This window comes from Streptomyces sp. CBMA152 (genome assembly GCF_014596475.1).
In the GTDB taxonomy this organism is placed as follows: Bacteria; Actinomycetota; Actinomycetes; order Streptomycetales; family Streptomycetaceae; genus Streptomyces.
The window spans coordinates 71,967-93,517 of record NZ_MECJ01000022.1; the positions used below are offsets into that span (position 1 = coordinate 71,967).

Here is a 21,551-nt window from a genome sequence, read left to right on the forward strand (position 1 = left end):
CAGCCGCAGCCCCAGCCCCGTCAGGCCGCCCAGTAGGCCCATCGTCACCAGGAGGCATATGGAATCGCACGCAGAGGATCATCCCGCGCTCCCCGGGCTCTGATGCCACAACTTCCGTCCGGTGGCGGCTCGTTCGCCGGCGGGCTGGAGGTCGGCCCAAGGGTTCAGTTGGTACCCCGTGGACAACTCGATACGACGACCGTCGTCGCCCCGATCGGTCCGGCCCTCTTCCTTGTTGTCCTCCCGGCCACCGCTCCCCTCATCGGACGACGCTTCGGAAGACGGTTCCGACGGGGTCGACAAGCGGGCGGAGACCGCGTCCAGGCCGCCCTCGCGGCGCAGTTCGACCAGTTCGGCCAGGTTCCAGGCCGCGGCGCCCACCACGCTGAGGCTGCGTGGGCCGCGGCGCTGCACCACCCCTCGTACCAGCAGGAGCCAGGAATGGAAGACAGTGTGAGCACAGGCGGCGTGGCTGTCGCCGAAGAAGGCGAGGTCGACCAGGCCGGTGCCGTCGTCGAGCGTGGTGAAGATGACCCGCTGGCCGGACCGGATCGGCGGGGTCTGGGTGGCCGCCTTGGCGCCCGCGACCAGGACGGTCTCACCGTGCACGGCGTCCCGCAGCCGCTTGGCCGAGACCACGCCGAGCTCCTTCAGGAACGTCTCGTGATCCACCATCAGATGGCGGGAGGTGTCCATGCCGAGGACGCCCAGCTCGGCGCTGAGCCGTTCCGCGCCGTCGAGGTCGGGCAGCCCGGCGCGGGCCGTCCGCCGCCCGTCGGCGAGCGGGAGCTGGCCGCCGCCGGACCCGACCGCCCGCTGGGCGCGGTGGAGTTCGGCCAGGTGCAGCAGCAGGTCGCGCCGGTTGGCGCCGAACGCGTCGAGCGCGCCGACCTGGGCGAGCCGTTCGGCGACGGGGCGGCTCGGCCTGGCCCGCTGCCAGAAGTCGAGCAACGAGGCGTAGGGCTGCCCCTGTTGGATGCGGGCCGCCTCGGCCTCGCTGATTCCCTGGACGTCCGCGAGGGCGAGCCGGAGGCCCCAGACCCGGGTATTGGACACCAGTTCGATTTGATGAGCGACCGCGGACCGGTTCACATCGACCGGCAGGATGGGCACCCCGCGGCGGCGCGCGTCCGCCAGGAGCAGTCGCTTGGGGTACATCCCGGGGTCGTGGGTGAGCAGTCCGGCGTAGAAGGCGGCCGGGTGGTGGGCCTTGAGCCAGGCGGACTGGTAGGTCGGCACGGCGAAGGCGACGGCGTGCGCCTTGCAGAAGCCGTACGAGCCGAACGCCTTGATGATCTCCCAGGTGCGGTCGACCACTTCGGGCGAGTACCTGCGTGCCGCGTGCTCGGCGAACCAGATACGGGCCTTCTCCTGCGACTCGGGGTCGGAGAGCCCGCGCCGCAGCCGGTCGGCCTCGCCCCGGCCGCAGCCGGTCATGAGGTTCACCATCTCGATGATCTGCTCGTGGAAGACGACCACTCCGTAGGTCTCACCGAGGACGTCCGCGAGGTGCTCGTGCGGGTAGCGCACCGGGGCGCGGCCGTGCCGGGCCTCGATGAACGGCCGGACCATGTCGGCCGCGACCGGGCCGGGCCGGAAGAGCGAGATGTCCACGACCAGGTCGTGGAAGGTCGAGGGCTGCAGCCGCCCGATCAGATCGCGCTGGCCCGGCGACTCGATCTGGAAGCAGCCGAGCGTCTCGGTGGACCTGATGAGCCGGTAGGTCGGCAGGTCTCCCTGCGGCACCTGGCGCGGGTCGTCGAGGTCGAGGCGGCGGCCGGTGGTGCGGCCGATCTCGGCGACCGCGTGCGCCATCGCCGACTGCATCCGCACCCCGAGGACGTCGAGTTTGAGCAGCCCGAGGTCCTCCACGTCCTCCTTGTCGAACTGGGACATGGGGAACCCCTCGCCACTGGTCGGCACCACGGGGGTGCGGCGCAGCAGGGAGGCGTCCGAGAGCAGCACCCCGCAGGGGTGCATGGCGATACCGCGCGGCAGCGCGTCCAGCGCCTCGACCAGCTCCCACAGCCGCCCGTGCCGTCCCTGTTCCGCCGCGACCTCGCGCAGCTCGGGCAGTTCGGCCATCGCGGCGCGGGCGTCGCGGGCCCGGATGTGCGGGAAGGACTTGGCGATCCGGTCGATCTCGGCCGGGTCCATGGACAGGGCGGCGCCGACGTCCCGTACCGCGTGACGGACCCGGTAGGTCTCGGGCATGGCGACGGTGGCGACCCGTTCGGCGCCGAAGCGGTCGATGATCGCGCGATAGACGTCGAGGCGGCGGGCGGACTCGACGTCGATGTCGATATCGGGCAGTACGAAGCGCCGGGTGGAGAGGAAGCGCTCCATCAGCAGGCCGTGTTCGACGGGGTCGGCGTGGGCGATGCCGAGGAGGTGGTTGACGAGCGAGCCCGCGCTGGAGCCGCGCGCGGCCACCCGGATGCCCATCTTCCGTATGTCGTCGACGACTTGGGCGACGGTGAGGAAGTACGAGGCGAAGCCGTGGTAGGCGATGATGTCCAGCTCGTGGTGCATCCGCTCCCAGTAGGCACGGCTGCGGTCGTGGCCGCGCAGCACCATGCCGGCGGCGGCCCGGGAGGCCAGGACCCGCTGCGGGGTGCGGTCCGCAGCGCCGACGAGGTACGGCTCCGGGAAGTAGCTGTACTTCTCGATGCCCAGTTCCTCCGCGGGGTCGACCAGGCACGCGGCGGCGGTGTCCTCGGTCGCGGCGAGCAGCCGGTGCGCGGCGTCGCGGCGCAGCCCTGCGGCCTCGGCGACCAGTTCGGCGGTGGCTGCCATGGCGGCCGGGTCCTTGAGCCAGCGCTCACCGCTGTCCAGACCCTTGCCCGGGTCGACGGGGAGGAGCCGGCGGGCCGCGTCCAGGACGTCGGCGACCGGGCCGAGCCCGGCGTCCGCGTACCGTACGGCGTTGGTCAGCACGGCTCGTACGCCCTGTTCGGCGGCGAAGCCGAGCGTGCGGGCGGCGAGGCGCAGCGAGCCGGGGCCGGTGCCCTGGAGGCCGTGGTGGACGACCTCCAGACGCAGGGCGTCGCCGTAGAGCTCGCGCCAAGGGGCGAGGAGGCGCACGGCGCGGTCCGGGCGGCCCCCGGCGAGCGCCCGGCCGACCTCGGAGTCGGGTCCGAGCAGCACGGTGAGCCCGTCGGCGGGCAGCGCGGGCCAGGACAGTACGGGCCGGTCGGCGGTGGTGTGGGCGGCGGTGATCAGCCGGCAGAGTTCCGCCCAGCCGGTCGCGCCGTCCCGGGCGAGGAAGGTGGCGCGCGGCGCCGACTCGTCGACGAAGGCGCCGCCCCGGACCGGGGTGCGCTGCCGCTGGGCGCGGGGGGCCGGCCGGGCGCCTTCGAGGAGGTGCTCCGGGACGGCGAGGTCTACGCCGAAGAGCGGGCGCACCCCCTCCTTCGCGCATGCCTTGGCGAAGCGCACGGCACCGGCGAGGGTGTCCCGGTCGGTGAGAGCGAGTGCGTCCATCCCCCGTTCGGCGGCGCGTTCGGCCAACCGTTCCGGGTGGGAAGCCCCGTACCGCAGGGAGTACCCCGAAACGGTGCGCAGATGCGTGAAACCGGGCATCCGCACCTCCTGGACCAGTCGTTCTCGCGTTCCCCCTCCTTCACCATAGACCATTTTTCGAACATGCGTACGACATGCGTTCGAGCGACTTGTTCGAACAGCCGGGACGGGCCGGGCGGCTGTCAGCCATTCGGCCCACCCCTGACTGCGCGAGCCCGGCCCGCCCCGGAGCGTGAGGGCATGACCTTCCTCGACGAGGTGAAGAACGCCGTCACCGTGCGGGCCGCGCTGCTGGTCATCGGGGTGCTCGGGCTGATGGTCGCGTTCATCACGTCCTACGCGGGGGCCTTCCACAGCCCCAAGCCGAAGGACGTCCCGTTCGGGGTGGTCGCGCCCCCGCAGATCAGCGCACAGGCAGTGCAGCGGCTGAACGCGGTGCCCGGCGGCGCCCTCGACGCCCGCGCGGTCACCGACCGGGCCGCGGCCGTCAAGAAGCTGCGCGAGCGCGACCTCGACGCCGCGCTCATCGTCGACCCGGCCTCCACCACCGACACCCTGCTCGTCGCGAGCGGCGGCGGGGCGTCCCTCTCGGGTGCCGTCGAGCTGGTCACGACCGCGATCGAGAAGGCCGAGCAGCGCACCCTGAAGGTGGTGGACGTCGCCCCGGCCGATCCGAAGGACACCCGCGGCCTGTCGTCGTTCTACCTGATCGTCGGCTGGTGCGTGGGCGGCTACCTCTGTGCCGCGATCCTGGCGATCAGCCATGGCGCACGGCCCGCCAACACCCAGCGGGCGGTGATCCGCCTCGCCGCGCTCGCGGTGTACGCGATCGCCGCCGGGCTGCTCGGCGCGCTGATCATCGGGCCGGTGCTCGGCGCACTGCCCGGCAGCTACCTCGGGCTCGCCGGGCTCGGCGCGCTGGTGGTGTTCGCCGTCGGCGCCACGACCCTGGCCTTCCAGGGGCTCGCCGGGATCGTCGGCATCGGGCTCGCGATCCTGGTCATCGTGGTCCTGGGCAATCCGAGCGCGGGCGGCGCCTATCCGTATCCGCTGCTGCCGCCGTTCTGGAAGGCGATCGGGCCCGCGCTACCACCGGGCGCGGGCACCTGGACGGCGCGCTCCATCGCGTACTTCCGGGGCAACGCGGTCACCGGGCCGCTCCTGGTGCTCTCCGCCTGGGCGGTGGGCGGCGCCCTGGTCACGATGGTCATGGCCGTGCTGCGCCAGCGGGGCGAGCACCCCGAGGACGAGGCGCTGGAAGTCGGGGCGAGGGCATAACAAACGTACACCGTACGGTAATTGACAGTCCGTCAGCGACGGCTGACCGAGTCCTCCGCCACAACCGGCCGCTCACGGCCCCTCGGGCCCCTCGATGGAAGGCGGCTCGCCGACCGAGCCCTCCACCGCCTCCTCGACCTCGAACTCCAGGCTCGAATGAGCCTGCGCCGCCGGGGGTTCGGGGGCGGCGGGCGGCGGACCCTGCGGGGCCGCACGTTCCAGGAAGCGCAGCAGTTCCACCGGGAACGGCAGCACCAGCGTCGAGTTCTTCTCGGCCGCGACCGCCACCACCGTCTGGAGCAGGCGCAGTTGGAGCGCCGCGGGCTGCTGCGACATCACGCCGGCCGCCTCGGCCAGCTTCTTCGACGCCTGGAGCTCCGCGTCCGCGTTGATGACCCGGGCCCGGCGCTCGCGGTCGGCCTCGGCCTGGCGGGCCATCGACCGCTTCATCGTCTCCGGGAGCGAGACGTCCTTGATCTCCACCCGGTCGATCTGCACGCCCCAGCCCATGGCCGGGCTGTCGATCATCAGCTCCAGGCCCTGGTTGAGCTTCTCGCGGTTGGAGAGCAGATCGTCGAGGTCGCTCTTGCCGATGATCGAGCGCAGCGAGGTCTGGGCCATCTGGGAGACCGCGAAGCGGTAGTCCTCGACCTGGATGACCGCGTCCGCCGGGTCGACCACCTTGAAGTAGATCACCGCGTCCACCCGGACCGTGACGTTGTCCCGGGTGATGCCGTCCTGCGCCGGGACCGGCATCGTCACAATCTGCATGTTCACCTTGTGGAGCCGGTCGGCGAAGGGAAGGATCAACGTGAACCCGGGGCCGCGCACCCCGTCCCTGAGCTTTCCCAGCCGGAAGACCACACCGCGTTCGTACTGTTTGACGACCCGGGCCGCCGCCAGTACGTACACGAGCCCGGCGGATCCGGCAGCCACTGCCGCCGCCACCAATGCTTCGACCATCACGGCCCCCAAGGGTCCGAATCGGACGTGTACTTCGACGGTAACTCCGCTTCCGTCCCGGGGGGAGTCCCGGTCACACTCCACTGAACGGGTAAAGCACGGGCGGGAGGGGAATGCCGCAACAGTCAATGCCTGCATACGGCAATCGATACGGCCGGTGGGACGAGGGGCCAGCCGGCGGCCGGTATCGCGATCCACGACCGGAGGGGGCACGAGTGCGCGGTCGGGTGCGCGCGGCCGACGGGCGGCATCTGATGGTGGAGCGCTTCGGTGACCCGCGGGGCAGGCCGGTGTTCCTGCTGCACGGCACCCCCGGCAGCCGCCTGGGCCCCGCACCGCGCGGCATGGTGCTCTACCAGCGCCGGATGCAGCTGATCGCCTACGACCGGCCCGGCTACGGCGGCTCCGACCGGCTGGAGGGCCGCAGCGTCGCCGATGTCGTCCAGGACGTGCGGACGATCGCGGACAGTTACGGGCTGGAGCGCTTCGCGGTCGTCGGGCGGTCCGGCGGCGCCCCGCACGCGCTGGCCTGCGCGGCCCTGCTGCCCGAGCGCGTCACCCGCACCGCGGCCCTGGTCACGCTCGCGCCCCGGGACGCGCCCGGGCTCGACTGGTTCGAGGGGATGACCGCGTACAACGTCGAGGAGTACACCACCGCGAGCGTCGACCCCGAGGAGTTCGCCGCCCGGCTCATCCCCCGCTCCGACGAGATCCGCAGAAACCCGATCCAGCTCCTGGACGAGCTGCGCCGCGATCTCACCCACGCCGACCGGATGGTGGTCAAGGACGCGGGCGTGCGCTCCATGCTGCTGCGCAACTACCAGGAAGCGCTGCGGACTTCGGCGTACGGATGGATCGACGACGCACTCGCGCTGAGCAGCCCCTGGGGGTTCGACCCCGCCGACATCACCGGTGAGGTGCTGCTCTGGCACGGCGTGAAGGACGTGTTCTCGCCCGTCGGCCACTCGCGCTGGCTCGCCGAGCGCATCCCGGGCGCGACGGCCGTACTGGAGCCGACCGCCGCCCACTTCGACGCCCTGCACGCGCTCCCCGACATCCTCACCTGGCTGATCGAGGAGGACTGACCGCGAGGAACGGCCGACCGGCGGGAACCGGTGCGATCACTCCAGTCGCACCGGCCGTCCCGTCGCTCCGGTCACCGCCCCCGCGCACCGGCGGACTCACACCGCCAGCGGCTCCAGGTCCCGTTGTACTCTGCGCTCCTCCCGGGCGATACGTACGAACGCGTGCTCGTCTCCCAGGAGCCGCTGGAGCTCGTCCACGGTCTCCGCCCGCAGCTGGGTGGCCTCCTCCTTGCGGCCGAGGCCGTCCAGTGTCACCGACAGGTTCGAGGCGCAGGCCAGCGTCTCGGGGTGATGCGCGCCGAGGACCTCCCGCAGCCGTGCGACCGCGTTGCGCTCGATCTCCAGCGCGGCCTCCAGATCGCCCATGTCGGCCTTCACATTGGCGAGGTTGACCGTGGCGAACAGCGCGTGCGGGTGGTTCTCACCGAGTATGTCGCGCATGGTCCGTATCGTGCCCTCCAGCATCGACTCGGCGGCGTCCAGCGCCCCGCAGCCCCACTGGTAGATGCCCAGGTTGTTCACGGCCGCCAGCGTGTACGGATGCCGCTCCCCCGGCACCTTTATGTACTGGTCGACGACCTCCTGCGCGGTCTCCCGCGCCGCCGTCGAGTCCCCGGCCGCGAACAGGTCGGCGGCCATGTTGAGGTCGCAGGCCAGCCAGTCCGGGTTGGCGGAGGTGTACTTGGCGCGGTAGCGGTTGCGGGTGGCCGTGGTCAGCCGCCGCGCGTCGTCGAGCCGGCCCGCCCGGCGCAGCGACACCGCGAGGCTCTTGGCCGCGGCGAGGGTGCCCGGGAAGGCCCGGCCCAGCTGCTCCTTGTAGAGGTCGTAGGTCCGGCTGAGCAGCGCCACCGAGTCCTCGTACCGGCCGACCTCGCGCAGGTCGCGCGCCAGGTTCATGGCCGAGGACAGGGTGTACGGGTGCTCCGGGCCCAGCACCTCGGTGCGCCGGTCGTAGACGTCCTGGTCGAGCTCGCGGGCCCGGGCGTACTGGCCGAGCATGCGCATGTTCAGGGCGAGGTTGTTGGCGGCGGCCAGCGTACGGGGGTGCGACTCGTCGAAGATCTGCCGGAACCCCTCGTGCGCCTCGGTCGCCAGCTCCATCGCCTTGCTGTACTGGCCGACCGCGCCGAGGTCCATCGCCAGGGCGCTGGTGGTCATGTACGTGTGCGGATGCGAGGCGCCCAGCACCTCCGTCTGGCGGGCCAGGGTCTCCTCGTCCAGCTCCATCGCCTCCACGTAACGGCCGCGCGAGCGAAGGATGTTGGAGAGGTGGAAGCGCAGGTACAGATACTGGAGGTCGTTGGGCCCCAGCTTCTCGCGCCACTCCTCGCGCAGGTCCTCGGCGAGGTTGGCGGCCGCGTTGAAGTCACCGCGCTTCCACAGGTAGCGCACCCGGTCGATGAGGAGCCGACGGGTCTCCGGGTCGTCGCAGAGCCGGGCTCCGGACGGGGTGAGATGCGGCCAGATGGTGCCGAACTGCGGCCAGGTCTCCGGGTTGTCGATCGGCTCGTCGGCGTCGGGCCGGGCGCCCGCGAGGATGCGGTGGACGGCGTGCCGCGCGTCCATCTGCTCCTGGTCGCTCAACTGCGCCCGGATCACGGCCTGGACGAGCCGGTGCACCTGGATGGAGGAGCCGACCTGGTCGACCTTGGCGAGGGCGAACCGGCCGATCTCCCGGATGACCCGGCCGAGCACCAGTTTCTCCTGGAGTGTGGCGTCGTACGGCTTGAGCGCGTCGATCATCTCCTTGCTGTAGAGGAGATTGGCCGAAATCGGCTCCGGCGCGAAGAAGGCGCACAGCTGGAGCAGCCGGACGGCCGCCGGTGAGCGCTGCTTCAGCCGTTCGATGGAGACGTTCCAGGTGGCGGCGACCGGCTGCGGGTATCCGGCGGGCTGGTTGAGTGCGAGAACGCTGGGCGCCTGCTGGGCCAGCTGCTCCAGATAGGCGGCGACCGGTGTCGCGGTCTCGGCGATCCACGCCGCCGCCTGCTCGACGGCGAGCGGCAGGTCGCCGACGGCCATCGCGACCTGGTCGGCGTCGTCCGCGGAGAGCCCGGGGGCGCGCCGCTGGAGGTGCTCGACCGACTCCTCGCGCAGGAACACGTCGACCGGCAGCGCGTCGCCGTACTGCGACCAGGTCTGGTTCCTGGAGGTCACCAGGACGTGGCCCGGGCCGCCCGGCGGGAAGAACCGCTTGATCTGCTCGGGGTCGTCCGCGTTGTCGAAGACCAGCAGCCAGCGCGCGGTGGGCACCCCGCGCCGCAGCCGGTCGATGGCCTCGCGGGAGGCGGAGTTCATGTCGTCGCCGCCCTGCACGCCCAGCCGGCCGCCGAGTTCGGCGAGTCCTGCCACCACGTCGTCCTGCTGCTCGGCGGACATCCACCAGACCAGGTCGTAGTCGGCCATGAACCGGTGGACGTATTCGAGCGCCACCTGGGTCTTGCCGACGCCGCCGAGTCCGTACAGCGTCTGCGGCTGGGGCAGGACGACGGCGAGGCCGCCGCCGAGCTGATCGCGCATCCGCTCCAGGACCAGCGAGCGGCCGGTGAAGCCCGGGTTGCGCGGCGGCGCGTTCCAGATCTTCGGCACGGTGCCGGGGAACCGGGGGCCGGGCGCCACGCCGTCGCTGATCTGCACCGGCCGCTCAAGGGCGCGCAGCAGCGCGGTGGTCGCGTGCACCTCGTCGAGGCGGAACAGGTCCACCGGGTTGCGGTCGATGTAGGGGGCGGTGAGCCGGACGTCGCCGACCCGCAGCGGCAGCAGCTGGCGGCGTGCGCCCGAGGGGTCCTCGGCGGCGGCCCGCGACCATATCTCCACGGCCCGGGCCGACTTGAGGTAGGCGCTGGAGAGCAGCACCACGGTACGGGCCGCGCCCTCGGCGGCGATCGCCTCCCCGTCGGCGCCGCTGGGCTCGGCCGACACATCGCGCGGCACGACCCGGAATCCGGCCCTGGTCAGGACGGACTCGATCCAGTCGGCCCACATCCGGTTCTCGGCCACATAGCTGAGGAACAGATCGGCCGGCAGGGCGGGCCTGCGGCGGGTGAAGGCGTCCCGGATCCGCAGCCTGATCTCCTCGTTGACGGCCGGCATCGAGGTGATCCGGCCCTCGGTGACGACGGAGGCGAGGCGTTCGAAGGCGGAGAGCAGTGAGTTGGAGAGCCCGGCCTCGTCGCCGAAGGTCGCCAGTGTCTCCTCATAGGCGTAGTACGGGCGGTACGGGATCTCCACCGCGCCCCAGTACGCGGTGAGTTCCTCACCGGCGAGCCCGGCCGGGAAGCGGTCGAACTTGAGGCGGGCGAGCGCCCGTCCGGCGTCCGCCTTCTCCTTCTCGCCCTCGTCGATGCGCATCGGCACGGGCAGGATGCGGATGTTCTGGCCGCTGTAGCGCTCGTCGATCTGGCGGGCCACGGAGGCCGCGCCGTCGATGGACTGGTCGCTCAGGGTGAAGCAGTCCACCAGGATGTCGGGCAGGTGGACGGTGCAGATGTCGGCGATGTCGCTCAGGCCCGTACGGCTGTCGATCAGGACGTAGTCGTAGTTCTCCTTCATGTCGTCGCGCAGCGCGTCGAAGAAGTGGCCGCCGCCGAGCCGGTCGTAGAAGTTGTCCCAGTCGAAGGTGGAGACGGTCGCCGAGTACTCGCGGTTCTGCCGTCCGGCGGAGACGAAGTCGAGCGTCCCGCCGTCGGGGAACTGCCAGCCCAGCGCCTCCGGGGTGAGGGAGACGGCGTGCGGCTGGATGCGCGCGTAGTCCCGGTGCCACTCGTCGGAGCGGGGCACGGGGCTGGTCGCGGCCCAGGCGTACTCGGTGATCAGGTCGATGACCCCGGTGGTGGCGCCGAGCGTCGAGGGGTCCAGGAACGGGTGGAAGAAGCGGTGCAGACCCGGGGCCTCCAGGTCCCAGTCCACCGCGAGGACCCGCTTGCCGTTGGCGGCAAGGATCCAGGCCGTGTTGGCCAGGGCCATGGTGCGGCCCGTACCACCCTTGTACGAGTAGAACGTGACGATGCGTCCGTCACGACTGGCTGTCATCCGTCTCCTCCGCATCGGGCGCGTGATCGAGCCTGTCGGGGATGTACTGCGTGATGCCGAAATCGGTGCCCATCGGCCCGACCAGGCGCGGCCGTTCGGTGTGCCCGCCCCCCGCCGGCGGATAAACCGTCGCGTGTCTCAGATACTGCTGTGCGGCTGCCTCCACTACCTGGGGCAGGATCTGCCCGAAGGCCTCCATGCTGGGTACGCCCTTGGCGGCGGCCCGGCACGCGGCCCGTCCCTGGCGCATCTTGGACGGCATGGTGGACTCCAGACGCTCCGACAACTCTCCTTCCGCCGCTCTGCTCTGCTGGTCGTCGCGGTTCCAGGGGACGACCACGCTCACCCAGGGCCGGTGTTCCGCGTCGAAGGCCGCGAGCCGGGCCCGGCGGTCCGGGTCCTCAAGGGCCCAGCGGTCCACCAGCAGGACCTCGGGCCGGGACGGGGGCTGTTTGCCGTCGAGGTGCAGCACCTCCTCGTCGAAGGAGGAGACCGTGGTCTGGTAGTTGAGCGAGCGCACCATGTCCTCGGCGACGAGCGCCAACGGCCGTGCGGAGATGGGATGGTAGGGGTTCCAGTCCAGCGGACTGTCCCCGTAGTACGCGTCGTCGCGGCCCTCGGGCAGCTCATGGCGGGTGGGCGCGGCGACGGTGACGTGCATGGGACGGGGACCTTCACTGGCGGCCGCGCCGAAGGCGCTGGGGGCCAGCCGGTAGTCGACGTGCCGGCCGGGGCGCACGGCGGTGGCGTCGGCGACGCTCACGATCCGTTTGGCCAGTTCGTAGACCGCCCGCTCGTACTCCTCGGCGAAGATCCTGAGCTTGATCAGCCCGTAGAGCCCGTCGGTGAAGTAACGGTCGCCGAAGGCACGGTGGTTGAACTGCAACCGCTCGGCCGGACCGGGTAACTGCTCGGGCGGGACCGGCACCCACAGCGCCGGCACGATCGCCTCGGCCGGGCGGTTGGTGTACGCCTGGTGCTGGATGGTGCGCTGCTCGAACGCGTACCACTCGCGGCCGCACATCTCGCTCGCGAAGTAGCGCGGCGAGAACAGCGGCACGAACACCCGGGTGGAGGCCAGGACTTCGCCCAGGCGCTCCGACCAGCCCTCGCCCGAGCGTATCTCCCGGTCCATGAAGCCGGCGGGCGCACCGGCGGGCAGGTCGGTCATGGCCATCACATGGCCGCAGAGATCACGGAAGAGCCGCTCCACCCACATGTCGGGGTCCGGGCCGCCCGCCCCGTACCTCGGCGTGTGCGCGTAACTCAGAAAGAAGTAGGGCCGATGTTGGTCGGCCGGACGCGGCTGCGCTGATGCGTGCACACGACCCCCGTCCTGCAGGATTGAAGAACATCATTCCGGAGCGAGCTGCGCTCCATCCCCTCACCGTTTGGTCAAACAAGGCCGCTTTTCGGTCATCCAGTCCATCGCATGGTCCACCGCACCCCTGATCGAAAACAACCGGGCGGCTCTTGGCCCCAGCTGCCACTCTTTGCGCACTTCCTCCGGAAGGTCCGCCCCCACCGCCTCGAAGTCGCCGTCATCAAGATCCACATCGCGATAGTGGAACCAGGCCCGCCGGCCGTTCGCCTCGCGCACCACACAGCTGTACAACTTCTTCGGCGGATCCTTGAGATAGAGGTATTCGGCGAGGTGAAAGGCGGTGCAGACGGAGAATCCCACATTGATCATGAGTACTTTGGCGTCTTTGATTCCATAGAGCACCCCGAGCGGCGACTTCTCGCCCAGATGACAATCCGGCGCGTGTCCCTGTGTCAGCTCCAGGGCGCGGCAGCCCCAGGCCGCGAAGGACGTCTGCGGATGGTCGCTGCGCACCGCGTCGTCCCTGGTGCGGACCCATTCCGCCAAGCGGCCGATTCCCTGGCTGCGGGTGGTCGCCGGGTCGAAGGGCTCCATGGTGTTCTTGAAGGCCCGGTACGCGGCCGGATCGCGCATATTTCTGGTCCGGGCCCGATGGGCCGGTGAGGTGAGCGAGTTGGCCGGGGTGAACGCCGGGACCACCAGCGTGCCCTTCAGCGGCCCGCCGACCGCCGCCATCAGCGCGTGCCCCAGCACCCTCGGGGGCCCCAGACCGCTCATCGAGGCGTGCACGAGCAGGGTGTCCCCCCGCTCCACGCCCATCGCCGTCAAGTCGTCGAGTAACGCGCTCCCCAGCGCTGCCTCGGCTCGTTCATCCACGGGCTGCCTCTTCCCACTCCAGCCGGACGGCGGCGACCAGGCTCTTCCCGCTCACGGTGAGCTCGGCCGCCTCCTCAAGAGCTTCCAGCGCGCGCCGGGTCTCCGCCAGAGTGCGCGCACTCCTGTCGTACGCAGCGAGGGCCACCCGCTCATGCGTTTCGGCCAGCAGGACCGACACCGGCACGGGCTCGCTGTGCCGGCCGACCGCATGGTGCCAGGCGCCGTCGAGCGCGTACAGGTCCGCGACATCGAGCAGGGCCCGCAGTTTCGCCCGGCGAAAGCCCTTCAGCAGCCCCAGCGCCAACGCGTCCCCCCTGAGCCCCACCGGCACCCCCAGTGCCCCGTAGCCGTGCCGCCCGACCACCGGCTCGCCGTCCCCGGCGAGCGGGGTGAGCGTGGTCAGCACCGCGGCCGCCTCGGCGGCGTGGCCGGGCACGGTGGCCGAGAGCAGCCCCCAGGCCTCACCGAGCCGCCCGCTCCACTCGTCGGCCTCACCGAGCCCGAGGCGCGGCAGCACGTCGGTGCCGAAGCAGTCGCGGTACGGGTCCAGGTCGTCCAGGGCCGGATCGGGCGCCCCGTCCCGGCCAAGGCCGCGCACCGGCAGCCAGTCGCCGCACGGCTCACGCGGGCACTCCACATCGAGCTCGACGCCCGCGCCCCGGGCCCGAAAGCCCTTCTCGGCGGCGGTCACCACGACGCGGCCGCGCTCGCCCGGGGCGCCGACGCGCAGCTGGCCGAGGCCCGGCAGGAGCAGCCGGCCGTCCTCGTAGCCGACGGCGACGGGCAGTTCGAGCCGGGCGCGCACGGCGGCCGCGGCGGTGTACGCGGCAAGCCGGTGGGCGTGCGCCACGGCGTCCGCGCGCCCGGCGCCCAGCGCCTGAAGGGTGGTCAGCAGCCAGCTGCGGGCGTACGGCTGGGCCAGCACCTCGTCGAGCGCCGGGCCGTCGACGAGGGCGGTCAGCCGCCATGCCTCGTCCCACTCGGGGCCGCCGCGCCCGGCGAGGTCGGCGTGCAGACGGGCCAGCAGGGTGCGGGTGAGCTCGTGCTGGGACGCGACGAGCTCACCGGGGTCGGTGACCGCCTCCGGGACCAGCCGGGCGGCCGTGCGCGCCTCGATGCCGCGCACGATGGCCTCCAGGTCCTGGCAGTAGACCGACGGCCCGGCGAAGGCGTCCGTGCCCCGCTCGGCGTTGGCCGAGCTGTAGCGGTGGGTGTAGAGCCCGCCGCCGCAGGAACGCACCACCGGGCACTCACGGCACTCGGGCCCCACGCCCGCGAGGCCGAGCTGGCGCACCCGTACACCGGGGTGGGCGGCGACCTCGTCGAAGGAGTGCCGGAAGACGTCGAATCCGGTGGCGGCGGCCCCGTCGTACGCGCTCTTGAGCGAGTCGACCTGCTCCAGCGTCCCGTCCGTCTCGACCACGACGAGATCGGTGGGGGCGAGGCCCAGGGACTCGGTGAGGCTGGGGCCGCCGTTCAACGTCGACAGTACGGACTCGAACAGCCGGACCGGCACCGGTCTGCCCTGCTGCTCCCAGCGGTCGAAGACGGTGAGGATCCACTCGGCGTACTCGGTGGGCGAACCCTTGGGCCGGGCCGGGGGCGCGTCCCAGGTCGCGTGCGGCAGCAGATAGTCGATGCGCGGCGGGTCCAGGGCGATCAGCGCGTCATGCACGGTGACAGGGTCGTTGGCCACGTCGATGGTGCAGAGCAGCCCGAGGAAAAGATGGCGGTAGCGCTCGCTCTGGAGCAGTTCGACGGCCTTGAGGACCAGGGGATGGCTGGTGCGGCCGTCGGCGAAGCGGCGGTGGCGGTCGTTGGCCGATTTGTCCCCATCGAGGGAGATACCGACGCGCACACCGAACTCGTCGAAGAGATCGAGGTAGCGGGGGCTCAACTGCAGGCCGTTGGTGTGGATGCGCAGATCGAGCGCCGCGACGCCGTCGAGGGCGGCGGTCAGCTCCTCGCAGACGCGGCGCAGCCGGGCCGGCCCTGCCAGCAGCGGCTCCCCTCCGTGCAGGATCACTGACACGGAGGGCAGTACGTGTTTCTCGGCGTGCTCGGCCAGTCGCCGGGCCGTCCAGGAGATCGCCTCGTCAGAGATTGCCTTGGGGCGGGTGCGCCAACTCTGATCAGGGGCTTCGTAGATATAGCAGTGATCACAAGCAAGATCGCATCTGCTGTGAACCTTGAGCACGATCTCGCGGAATGGGACCACGGGTCCAGTCATTCCGCCAGTCTAGAGCTCCGGGCGTGACTAGAGCGCCGAGTTGAAGGTCGATGCCTGAACAGGCCGGCCGAGGGACGAGGGCAGCACGCGGCCGAGCTTCCTGGCAGCATCGGCGCCACGGACGTCGATCTCGGCCAGGGGCACACGGCTCTTCTTCGCAGGGGCGAAGGAGAGAGAATTCACGGAGGTCTTCACGGCCGTCCTTGATGGGTAATTCCTGCATGTGGACAGTGGTACCGACGACATGCACCGTTGCAGTGTCGGCGGGACGACTTTACTCTCTTGGCCACTGTTGGCAACTGAGCACGACCACCTGAAACGAACAGGTGGCACAGCCTTAGCGGAAGATGTACGGAACGGGTCGTTCCATCGAAAGAGTGATGGATAAAACCGCAGACAGGGGTGGATGTGACGGCGATTCCCGGTCCTCTGCAAAGCATGGTCTTCCGCAACAACGACCTGCCGGGTCTCTTCCATCACGCGGACTCTCTCGCGATAGGGCGTCAGCGGGCCGCGGTGAACGTCACGCGCTGGCAGTTGTGCCTGCTGGTAGCGGGTGCGGCGCTGGCGGCGCTGCCGTGGAAGATGACGCTCGGTGGCGACTTCCGGCTGACGAGCGCGCTCAGCGCACTGGCGTACGCGGGGGTGCTCGCGGTGAGCTTCCGCGCCGCCCGGGGGCACGCAAAATCGCATTGGCAACTGAATCGTTCGGCGGCCGAGTTCATCAAATCCATGTGCTGGCGCTATGCGGTGCACGGGGCTCCGTTCGACTCCAACACACCTTCCCCCGAAGGTCTGTTCACCCTCCGTCTGGAGGAAGGACTGCGGGAGTTGCGGAAGGTGGGCTGGCAGGACCCGCGCGAAGAGCAGGCGTCCACGCTGGCCGACGCGGATCTCATCACCGCGCCCATGCGGGAGTTACGGGCGAAGGCCTTCACCGTACGCAAGGAGACGTATGTACGGGACCGCCTGATCGAGCAGCGCAACTGGTACCGGCGCCGCCAGGAGGCGTCCCGGCGGGCCACCGCGCTGTGGACCTCCGCGATCACCCTGCTCACGCTTCTCGCGTTGCTCTTCGCGACGCTGCACACGTTCGGGGCTGCTGAGGACGTGAAGCCGGCCGGGCTGCTCTCGGCCGCTGCCGCCGCATGCCTGGCCTGGAGCGAGATCCGCCGCCATCAGCCGCTGATATCGGCGCACTCACTGGTGGAGCAGGATCTGATGGAGAAGCATGTGGCCATGGAGAACACGGTCAGCGAGCGGGAGTGGCCGAGGGCGGTGTACGAGATCGAGCGAGTCGTCTCACCCATGCACACCGACTGGCTTGCCAGGCTCCGCAGTTGATCGACCGTAAGACCTACGTCACCCGTCTGACGAACCGTCAGGGGCGGGTGAGCCCGTCGCGCCACACCACCGTGACCGTCCTGCCCAGGCTGCGGGCGTACGCGACGATGTCGCCCGTGCCGCCGAGCCCCCGCGCGGGCCGCCCGTCCCACACCGCCACCAGACGGTCGCAGTTGTCCGCGATATAGGCGCCCGCCGCGTAGTAGGCCTCGTCGGTGGAGTGCGGGAAGTCCATCCGGATCTCCTGGGTGGCCTGCCGCTTGAGGCCCTGGTAGCGGGCGAGTTCGACGGCGTCGGTGAAGCCCGTCTCGTAGTCGCCGCTGGGAATGACCACGGTCAGGGACGCGCCGCATTCCAGGGCGACGGCCGCGAAGAGCTGGTCGGCGCCGGCGGCGAGGCTGGACAGCACCTCCAGTGAACCCTCGTGGCCGCACAGCAGACTGCGCAGACAGCCGCGGATCTCCTCTAACGCCTCGGAGGGAATGTCTCGGTGACCGGTCACTCCGATGCGTTTCACTGGCTCACCCCGTGTGTCCGCTCGCCTCTCCGCCGTGAACATCCTCCCAAAAAGGCGCAACGCGTCCAGTCGTACGCACCCGACCCCGGCCAGCTGGGACGAGCCCCCGCCCGGTGCTCGGGCGGGGGCTCGCCGCCGCTTTACGCAGCCAGGTGATCAGCCGTCAGAAGAGGCTGACGCCATAGGCGTTCATGGCCGCGACCACGGGCTGGAAGAAGGTCGTGCCGCCCGACGAGCAGTTGCCGCTGCCGCCGGAGGTGAGACCGAGGGCCGTGGAACCGGAGTAGAGCGGACCGCCGGAGTCGCCGGGCTCGGCGCAGACGGTGGTCTGGATCAGGCCGCGCACGATGTCGCCGTTGCCGTAGTTGACGGTGGCGTTGAGCGCGGTGACCCGGCCGCTGTGGATGCCGGTGGTGGAGCCGCGCCGGGTGACGCTCTGGCCGACCGTGGGATTGGCCGCACGGGTGATGGGCTGGCTGCCCACCGCGCTCGGGTGGGAGAGCGCGGTGTTGGTGTACTGCACCAGACCGTAGTCGTGGCCCGGGAAGGTGGTGCCGACCGTGGGGCCGATGCTCGTCGAGTGCGAGGAGCTGGTGTAGTAGTTCGGGTAGCCCTGGGTGCAGTGACCGGCCGTCAGGAAGTAATAGGTGCTGCCCTTCCTGACGTTGAAGCCCAGCGAGCAGCGCCAGCTCGTCGTGTAGATGGCGTCTCCGCCGGAGAGCAGCTTGCTGATCTTCCCGTTGGTCCGCTCGACGCGTATCGCGGACGCGTTGGATCCGGCCTGCTGCTTGATCTTGGCTATGTCGGCCTGGGTGACGCCGGGGTCGGCGGTCACGATCAGCGTGTGGGTGGCGGGGTCGACGTGCCAGGCGGTGCCCGCGACATCGGCTCCGAGCACGGCGTCGCTGACGGCGGAGAGCTGGGTGGCGCTGAACGCTTGGGCCGGACTGGCGCTGGCGGTGGGGACCGCGAGAGCAGCGGCGGCGACGAGCCCGGTGGTGATGGCGGCTGCCTTGGTGCGTCTCGCGAAAGAGCCGTGACGCCGGGGGATGGTGCGCTTGATCCTCACTTCTGTTCCTCCCGAGGGAAGTCGAGGGGCCCGGTTTGGGTGGGGGGACCCCGTGAGGCGCGGCCAAGGGCCGACGGCAGCACAATGAAGCGCCGCCGTGCTCCTGACAAGCGCTGGGAGGGAGTATTCGGTGGCCCGGCCGTCGGGCGCAAGGGCGCCTTTCGGCCGGGCAGTTGGGGTTTCGGCGAGGCGCGGGTCAGCCGGTGAGCACGGTCCGCTCCCCCGCCGGGACGGCGATGTCCAGCGTGTTGCCCGGGGGCGGGAAGGGGCAGATGAAGTGGTCGGCGAACGCGCACGGGGGCAGCAGTGCGCGGTTGAGGTCGACCGTCACGCTGCCGTCCACCTCGGGTGCGCCGGGGCGCAGAAAACGGAACCGGTAGCTCGAATCCCCGCTGGTCGCATCGGCGAAGACCGCCCAGAGCCCGCCGTCGCCCTCGACCGCCACCTGAAGGGTGTGGTTTCGGCCCTCCAGCGTGAAGGCGATCTCGCCGCCGAGCCCGAGCCCGCGCTCCACCCCGTCGGCGTTCGCCACATTGACGGTCCGCGCCTCGTCGTACGGGCGGAAGGTGCCGGGCACCGCCCAGCGTGCGTCGTACGGCGTCGCCTCGATGCCCTTGAACGCGCGTCGGCGCTCGGCCTCGGGGTCCCAGATCCGCACCGCCCACAGCCCCTCGCGGCGCAGCACCACCAGCCGCCTCGCGCCCTGGGCCAGCCGCGACTGTCCGATCGGGGCGTGGTCGGCGGTGAGCCGGACCTCGCCGGTGAACTCCTCGCCGTCCAGGCTGATCCCGTCCTCGGCGCCCGCCGAGAGCACCACTTCGTCGCCCTCTTCGCGCCAGCGCCCCGGCACGGCCGGAATTCGACCCTCCACTGCGTCGGCGAGCCAGTGGGTGCCGGTCAGCGCGAGGGGGCCGTAGGGCGAAGAAACGGTCGCGATGCGCCGTTCGTGCCAGCGGTCCCACTCCTGTGCCGCGTCCGTGCTCATGCTGGTCCATCCTTCCGTACGGGGGTGCGCAGCCCCAGATGCGAGCGCAGTGTCGGGCCGGAGTATTCCGAACGGAACACGCCACGCTCCTGAAGCAGCGGCACCACGTCGTCCACGAAGTCGTCGAGCCCGCCCGGGGTGAGCTGCGGGATGAGGATGAACCCGTCGGCGGCGTCGGTCCGTACGAACTCGTCCAGCTGGGCGGCGACCGAACCGGGTGTGCCGATGAACGACTGGCGGGCGGTGGTCTCGATGACCGTCTGCCGGATGGAGAGACCCTTCGCCTCCGACAGCGCCCGCCATTTGGCCGCGACCGCGAAGGGGTCACCGACCTTCACCCGCCCCTGCACCAGCGTCGACGCGGGATCCGGGTCGATGTCCGGGAGCGGCCCGTCCGGGTCGTACGCGGAGAGGTCGCGGCCCCAGATCTGCTCCAGGGTGACGATCGCGTTCTGCGGGGAGACCTGACGGCGGCGGATGTCGGCGGCCTTCTCCTGCGCCTCGGCGTCGCTGTCGCCGAGCACGAAGGTGACCCCCGGCATGATCTTCAGGTCCTCGGGCTGTCTGCCGTACCGGGCGAGCCGGCTCTTCACATCGGCGTAGAACGCCCGCCCGGCCTCCAGGCTGCCGTGCCGGGTGAAGACGACATCGGCGGCGGACGCGGCGAACTCGCGGCCCTCGCCGGAGTCCCCGGCCTGGATGACGACCGGATGACCCTGCGGGGAGCGCGGCAGCGTGAACTCCCCCGATATGGCGAAGTGTTGGCCCTGGTGAGAGAAGGGACGGGGAGTTCCCTCAGCCGTCCAGGAATCCCACAGTTCACGTGCGGTGGCGACGAACTCGGCCGCCCGGGTGTACCGGTCGGCCCGGTCCAGATAGCCGCCGCGCCTGAAGTTCTCGCCGGTGAACGCGTCGAACGAGGTGACCACGTTCCAGGCCGCGCGGCCGCCGCTGAGATGATCCAGCGAGGCGAGCCGACGGGCGAGTTCGTACGGCTCGTTGAACGTGGCGTTGACCGTGGCGGCCAGACCCAGGTGCTCGGTCACGGCCGCGAGGGCGTTCAGGACCGTGATGGACTCCGGGCGGCCCACCACGTCCAGGTCGTGGATGCGCCCCTTGTGCTCGCGCAGCCGCAGCCCCTCGGCGAGGAAGAAGAAGTCGAACCGGCCGCGCTCGGCGGTGCGGGCCAGATGCTCGAAGGAGGCGAAGTCGATCTGGCTGCCCGAGCGCGGGTCGGTCCAGACGGTGGTGTTGTTGACGCCCGGGAAGTGGGCGGCGAGATGCATCTGCCTGGTCATGACGCCCTCCCGGCCTGCGCGTACTGGTTGACGGCCCGGGACAGGCCCAGGTGTTCGCGGAGTGTGGCGCCGGGATAGAAGCGGCGCAGTAAGCCACGGTGCTGGAGCACGGGCACCGTCCCGTCGACGACGAGCGCGAGATCGCGTCCGGGGTCGGCCGGGCGCAGATGGAAACCGTCGGCGGCGCCCTGCTGACACCAGTCGCCGATCAGCCCGGCGAGGCCGACCGCGTCGGCCGTGGTGTGCAGTTCGACCGGGATCGAGACGAGCACCCGCAGGCGTCCGGGGTCGCGGCCATGGGCCCGCACCCGGTCGCGCAGTTCCTCGCGGGCCTCGCGCGCGGTGGTGGGGTCCTCGGCCCGTACGAGGGCGATGTCGGCGTGCCGGACGGCGGCGGCGCGGGCCTCCGGATCGGTCGCGTCGATCACGGTGACGGGGTGGCCCTGCGGTGGCCGGGGCACGATGGCGGGGCCGCGCACCGAGAACGTACGGCCCTCGAAGTCGACGTAGTGCAGCTTGTCGCGGTCGATGAAGCGGCCGGTCGGCTCGTCACGGATCTCGGCACCGTCCTCCCAGCTGTCCCACAACTTGGCTGCCACATCGGCCACTTCACGCGCCTCGTGCCACAGCTCGGCGATGGGAGCGGCTGATCGACGACCGAAGAGCCGGGCCTCGGCCTCGGTGGTCGACACCTGCGGGCTCCAGCCCGCCCGGCCCCGGCTCACCCAGTCGAGGGTGGCCACGGCCGAGGAGACATGGAACGGCTCGGTGTGGGTGGTGGTCACGGTGGGGACGAGCCCGATCCGCCCGGTGGCGGGCGCGACCCTCGCCAGCACGGCGAGCGCGTCCGGGCCCGGCCGGGCGAAGGAGTCCCCGAGGGTGACGAAGTCGAGCCGGCCGCGCTCGGCGAGCCGGGCGAGGCGGACGTAGTGCGGGGCGTCGTAGTGCGGTGGGCCGCCGAGGTCGACGGCGAGATGGAGCGGCCGGGTGGCCGACCTGTCGGAGGCACTCATGGGGTGGTTCCTTTC

At 71.0% G+C, this 21,551-nt stretch carries 15 protein-coding genes; 3 read left to right on the forward strand and 12 right to left on the reverse strand.

Features of this window, described 5'->3' with window-relative positions; all coding sequences use genetic code 11:
* Positions 1 to 78: 78 nt before the first annotated feature.
* Positions 79 to 3,582, reverse strand: a complete 3,504-nt coding sequence (locus tag BG418_RS19450; RefSeq protein ID WP_188275188.1) for a DNA polymerase III subunit alpha — start codon at positions 3,580 to 3,582, stop codon at positions 79 to 81.
* A 180-nt stretch (positions 3,583 to 3,762) separates the two neighbouring features.
* Here BG418_RS19450 and BG418_RS19455 point away from each other — a divergent pair, with 180 nt between their 5' ends.
* Positions 3,763 to 4,800, forward strand: a complete 1,038-nt coding sequence (locus BG418_RS19455; RefSeq protein WP_188275189.1) for a DUF3533 domain-containing protein — start codon at positions 3,763 to 3,765, stop codon at positions 4,798 to 4,800.
* Positions 4,801 to 4,872: 72 nt separating this feature from the next.
* Here BG418_RS19455 and BG418_RS19460 read toward each other — a convergent pair whose 3' ends face one another.
* Positions 4,873 to 5,763: a slipin family protein gene (locus BG418_RS19460; RefSeq protein WP_188275257.1), complete on the reverse strand. Its 891-nt coding sequence runs from the start codon at positions 5,761 to 5,763 to the stop codon at positions 4,873 to 4,875.
* Positions 5,764 to 5,978: 215 nt separating this feature from the next.
* Between BG418_RS19460 and BG418_RS19465 the strand changes: the two genes are divergently transcribed.
* A complete protein-coding gene (locus BG418_RS19465; RefSeq protein WP_188275190.1) occupies positions 5,979 to 6,848 on the forward strand; it encodes an alpha/beta fold hydrolase in 870 nt (289 codons plus the stop codon).
* Between the two features lie 96 nt (positions 6,849 to 6,944).
* On the opposite strand, the gene fxsT is transcribed toward BG418_RS19465, so the two are convergent.
* Genes fxsT through fxsA form a run of 5 tightly spaced genes read right to left on the reverse strand, consistent with a single transcriptional unit; the run spans position 6,945 to position 15,505 of the window.
* Positions 6,945 to 10,880 carry an FxSxx-COOH system tetratricopeptide repeat protein gene (fxsT, locus tag BG418_RS19470; protein WP_188275191.1) on the reverse strand — a complete coding sequence of 1,312 codons (3,936 nt, stop codon included), beginning with the start codon at positions 10,878 to 10,880 and terminating at the stop codon, positions 6,945 to 6,947.
* Positions 10,864 to 12,204, reverse strand: a complete 1,341-nt coding sequence (gene fsxC, locus BG418_RS19475; protein WP_188275192.1) for an FxsC protein — start codon at positions 12,202 to 12,204, stop codon at positions 10,864 to 10,866. Before fsxC ends, fxsT begins: the two co-directional genes overlap by 17 nt.
* Positions 12,205 to 12,264: 60 nt before the next feature.
* A complete protein-coding gene (locus tag BG418_RS19480) occupies positions 12,265 to 13,080 on the reverse strand; it encodes an AAC(3) family N-acetyltransferase (protein ID WP_317453698.1) in 816 nt (271 codons plus the stop codon).
* Positions 13,073 to 15,310, reverse strand: a complete 2,238-nt coding sequence (gene fxsBH, locus BG418_RS19485) for a radical SAM/SPASM protein FxsBH, inactivated beta-hydroxylase extension form (protein ID WP_188275193.1) — start codon at positions 15,308 to 15,310, stop codon at positions 13,073 to 13,075. The genes BG418_RS19480 and fxsBH overlap by 8 nt, the downstream gene beginning before the upstream one ends.
* A gap of 27 nt (positions 15,311 to 15,337) precedes the next feature.
* Entirely contained in the window at positions 15,338 to 15,505 is a 168-nt protein-coding gene (fxsA, locus tag BG418_RS19490) for an FxSxx-COOH cyclophane-containing RiPP peptide (RefSeq protein ID WP_067156419.1), read from the reverse strand.
* 243 nt (positions 15,506 to 15,748) lie between these two features.
* Here fxsA and BG418_RS19495 point away from each other — a divergent pair, with 243 nt between their 5' ends.
* Positions 15,749 to 16,654, forward strand: coding sequence for a DUF4231 domain-containing protein (locus tag BG418_RS19495; protein ID WP_188275195.1), 906 nt, complete (start codon positions 15,749 to 15,751; stop codon positions 16,652 to 16,654).
* Positions 16,655 to 16,691: 37 nt separating this feature from the next.
* Here BG418_RS19495 and BG418_RS19500 read toward each other — a convergent pair whose 3' ends face one another.
* The 5 genes from BG418_RS19500 to BG418_RS19520 form a co-directional block, all read right to left on the reverse strand.
* The gene (locus tag BG418_RS19500; protein ID WP_188275196.1) at positions 16,692 to 17,171 is read right to left on the reverse strand and encodes a hypothetical protein; all 480 of its coding nucleotides are present in this window, start codon (positions 17,169 to 17,171) and stop codon (positions 16,692 to 16,694) included.
* 163 nt (positions 17,172 to 17,334) lie between these two features.
* The gene (locus tag BG418_RS19505; RefSeq protein WP_188275197.1) at positions 17,335 to 18,240 is read right to left on the reverse strand and encodes a trypsin-like serine protease; all 906 of its coding nucleotides are present in this window, start codon (positions 18,238 to 18,240) and stop codon (positions 17,335 to 17,337) included.
* Positions 18,241 to 18,436: 196 nt separating this feature from the next.
* Positions 18,437 to 19,225, reverse strand: a complete 789-nt coding sequence (locus BG418_RS19510; protein ID WP_188275198.1) for a DUF1684 domain-containing protein — start codon at positions 19,223 to 19,225, stop codon at positions 18,437 to 18,439.
* Positions 19,222 to 20,523 carry an NtaA/DmoA family FMN-dependent monooxygenase gene (locus tag BG418_RS19515; RefSeq protein WP_188275199.1) on the reverse strand — a complete coding sequence of 434 codons (1,302 nt, stop codon included), beginning with the start codon at positions 20,521 to 20,523 and terminating at the stop codon, positions 19,222 to 19,224. Before BG418_RS19515 ends, BG418_RS19510 begins: the two co-directional genes overlap by 4 nt.
* The gene (locus tag BG418_RS19520; protein ID WP_188275200.1) at positions 20,520 to 21,536 is read right to left on the reverse strand and encodes an LLM class flavin-dependent oxidoreductase; all 1,017 of its coding nucleotides are present in this window, start codon (positions 21,534 to 21,536) and stop codon (positions 20,520 to 20,522) included. Before BG418_RS19520 ends, BG418_RS19515 begins: the two co-directional genes overlap by 4 nt.
* Positions 21,537 to 21,551 lie beyond the last annotated feature (15 nt).

Coding starts and splice junctions, on each gene's coding strand:
- BG418_RS19515 (WP_188275199.1), bottom strand. CDS start 20,523: ATGACCAGGCAGATGCATCTCGCCGCCCACTTCCCGGGCGTCAACAAC.
- fxsT (WP_188275191.1), bottom strand. CDS start 10,880: ATGACAGCCAGTCGTGACGGACGCATCGTCACGTTCTACTCGTACAAG.
- BG418_RS19495 (WP_188275195.1), top strand. CDS start 15,749: ATGGTCTTCCGCAACAACGACCTGCCGGGTCTCTTCCATCACGCGGAC.
- fxsBH (WP_188275193.1), bottom strand. CDS start 15,310: ATGACTGGACCCGTGGTCCCATTCCGCGAGATCGTGCTCAAGGTTCAC.
- BG418_RS19450 (WP_188275188.1), bottom strand. CDS start 3,582: ATGCCCGGTTTCACGCATCTGCGCACCGTTTCGGGGTACTCCCTGCGG.
- BG418_RS19510 (WP_188275198.1), bottom strand. CDS start 19,225: ATGAGCACGGACGCGGCACAGGAGTGGGACCGCTGGCACGAACGGCGC.
- BG418_RS19455 (WP_188275189.1), top strand. CDS start 3,763: ATGACCTTCCTCGACGAGGTGAAGAACGCCGTCACCGTGCGGGCCGCG.
- BG418_RS19520 (WP_188275200.1), bottom strand. CDS start 21,536: ATGAGTGCCTCCGACAGGTCGGCCACCCGGCCGCTCCATCTCGCCGTC.
- BG418_RS19460 (WP_188275257.1), bottom strand. CDS start 5,763: ATGGTCGAAGCATTGGTGGCGGCGGCAGTGGCTGCCGGATCCGCCGGG.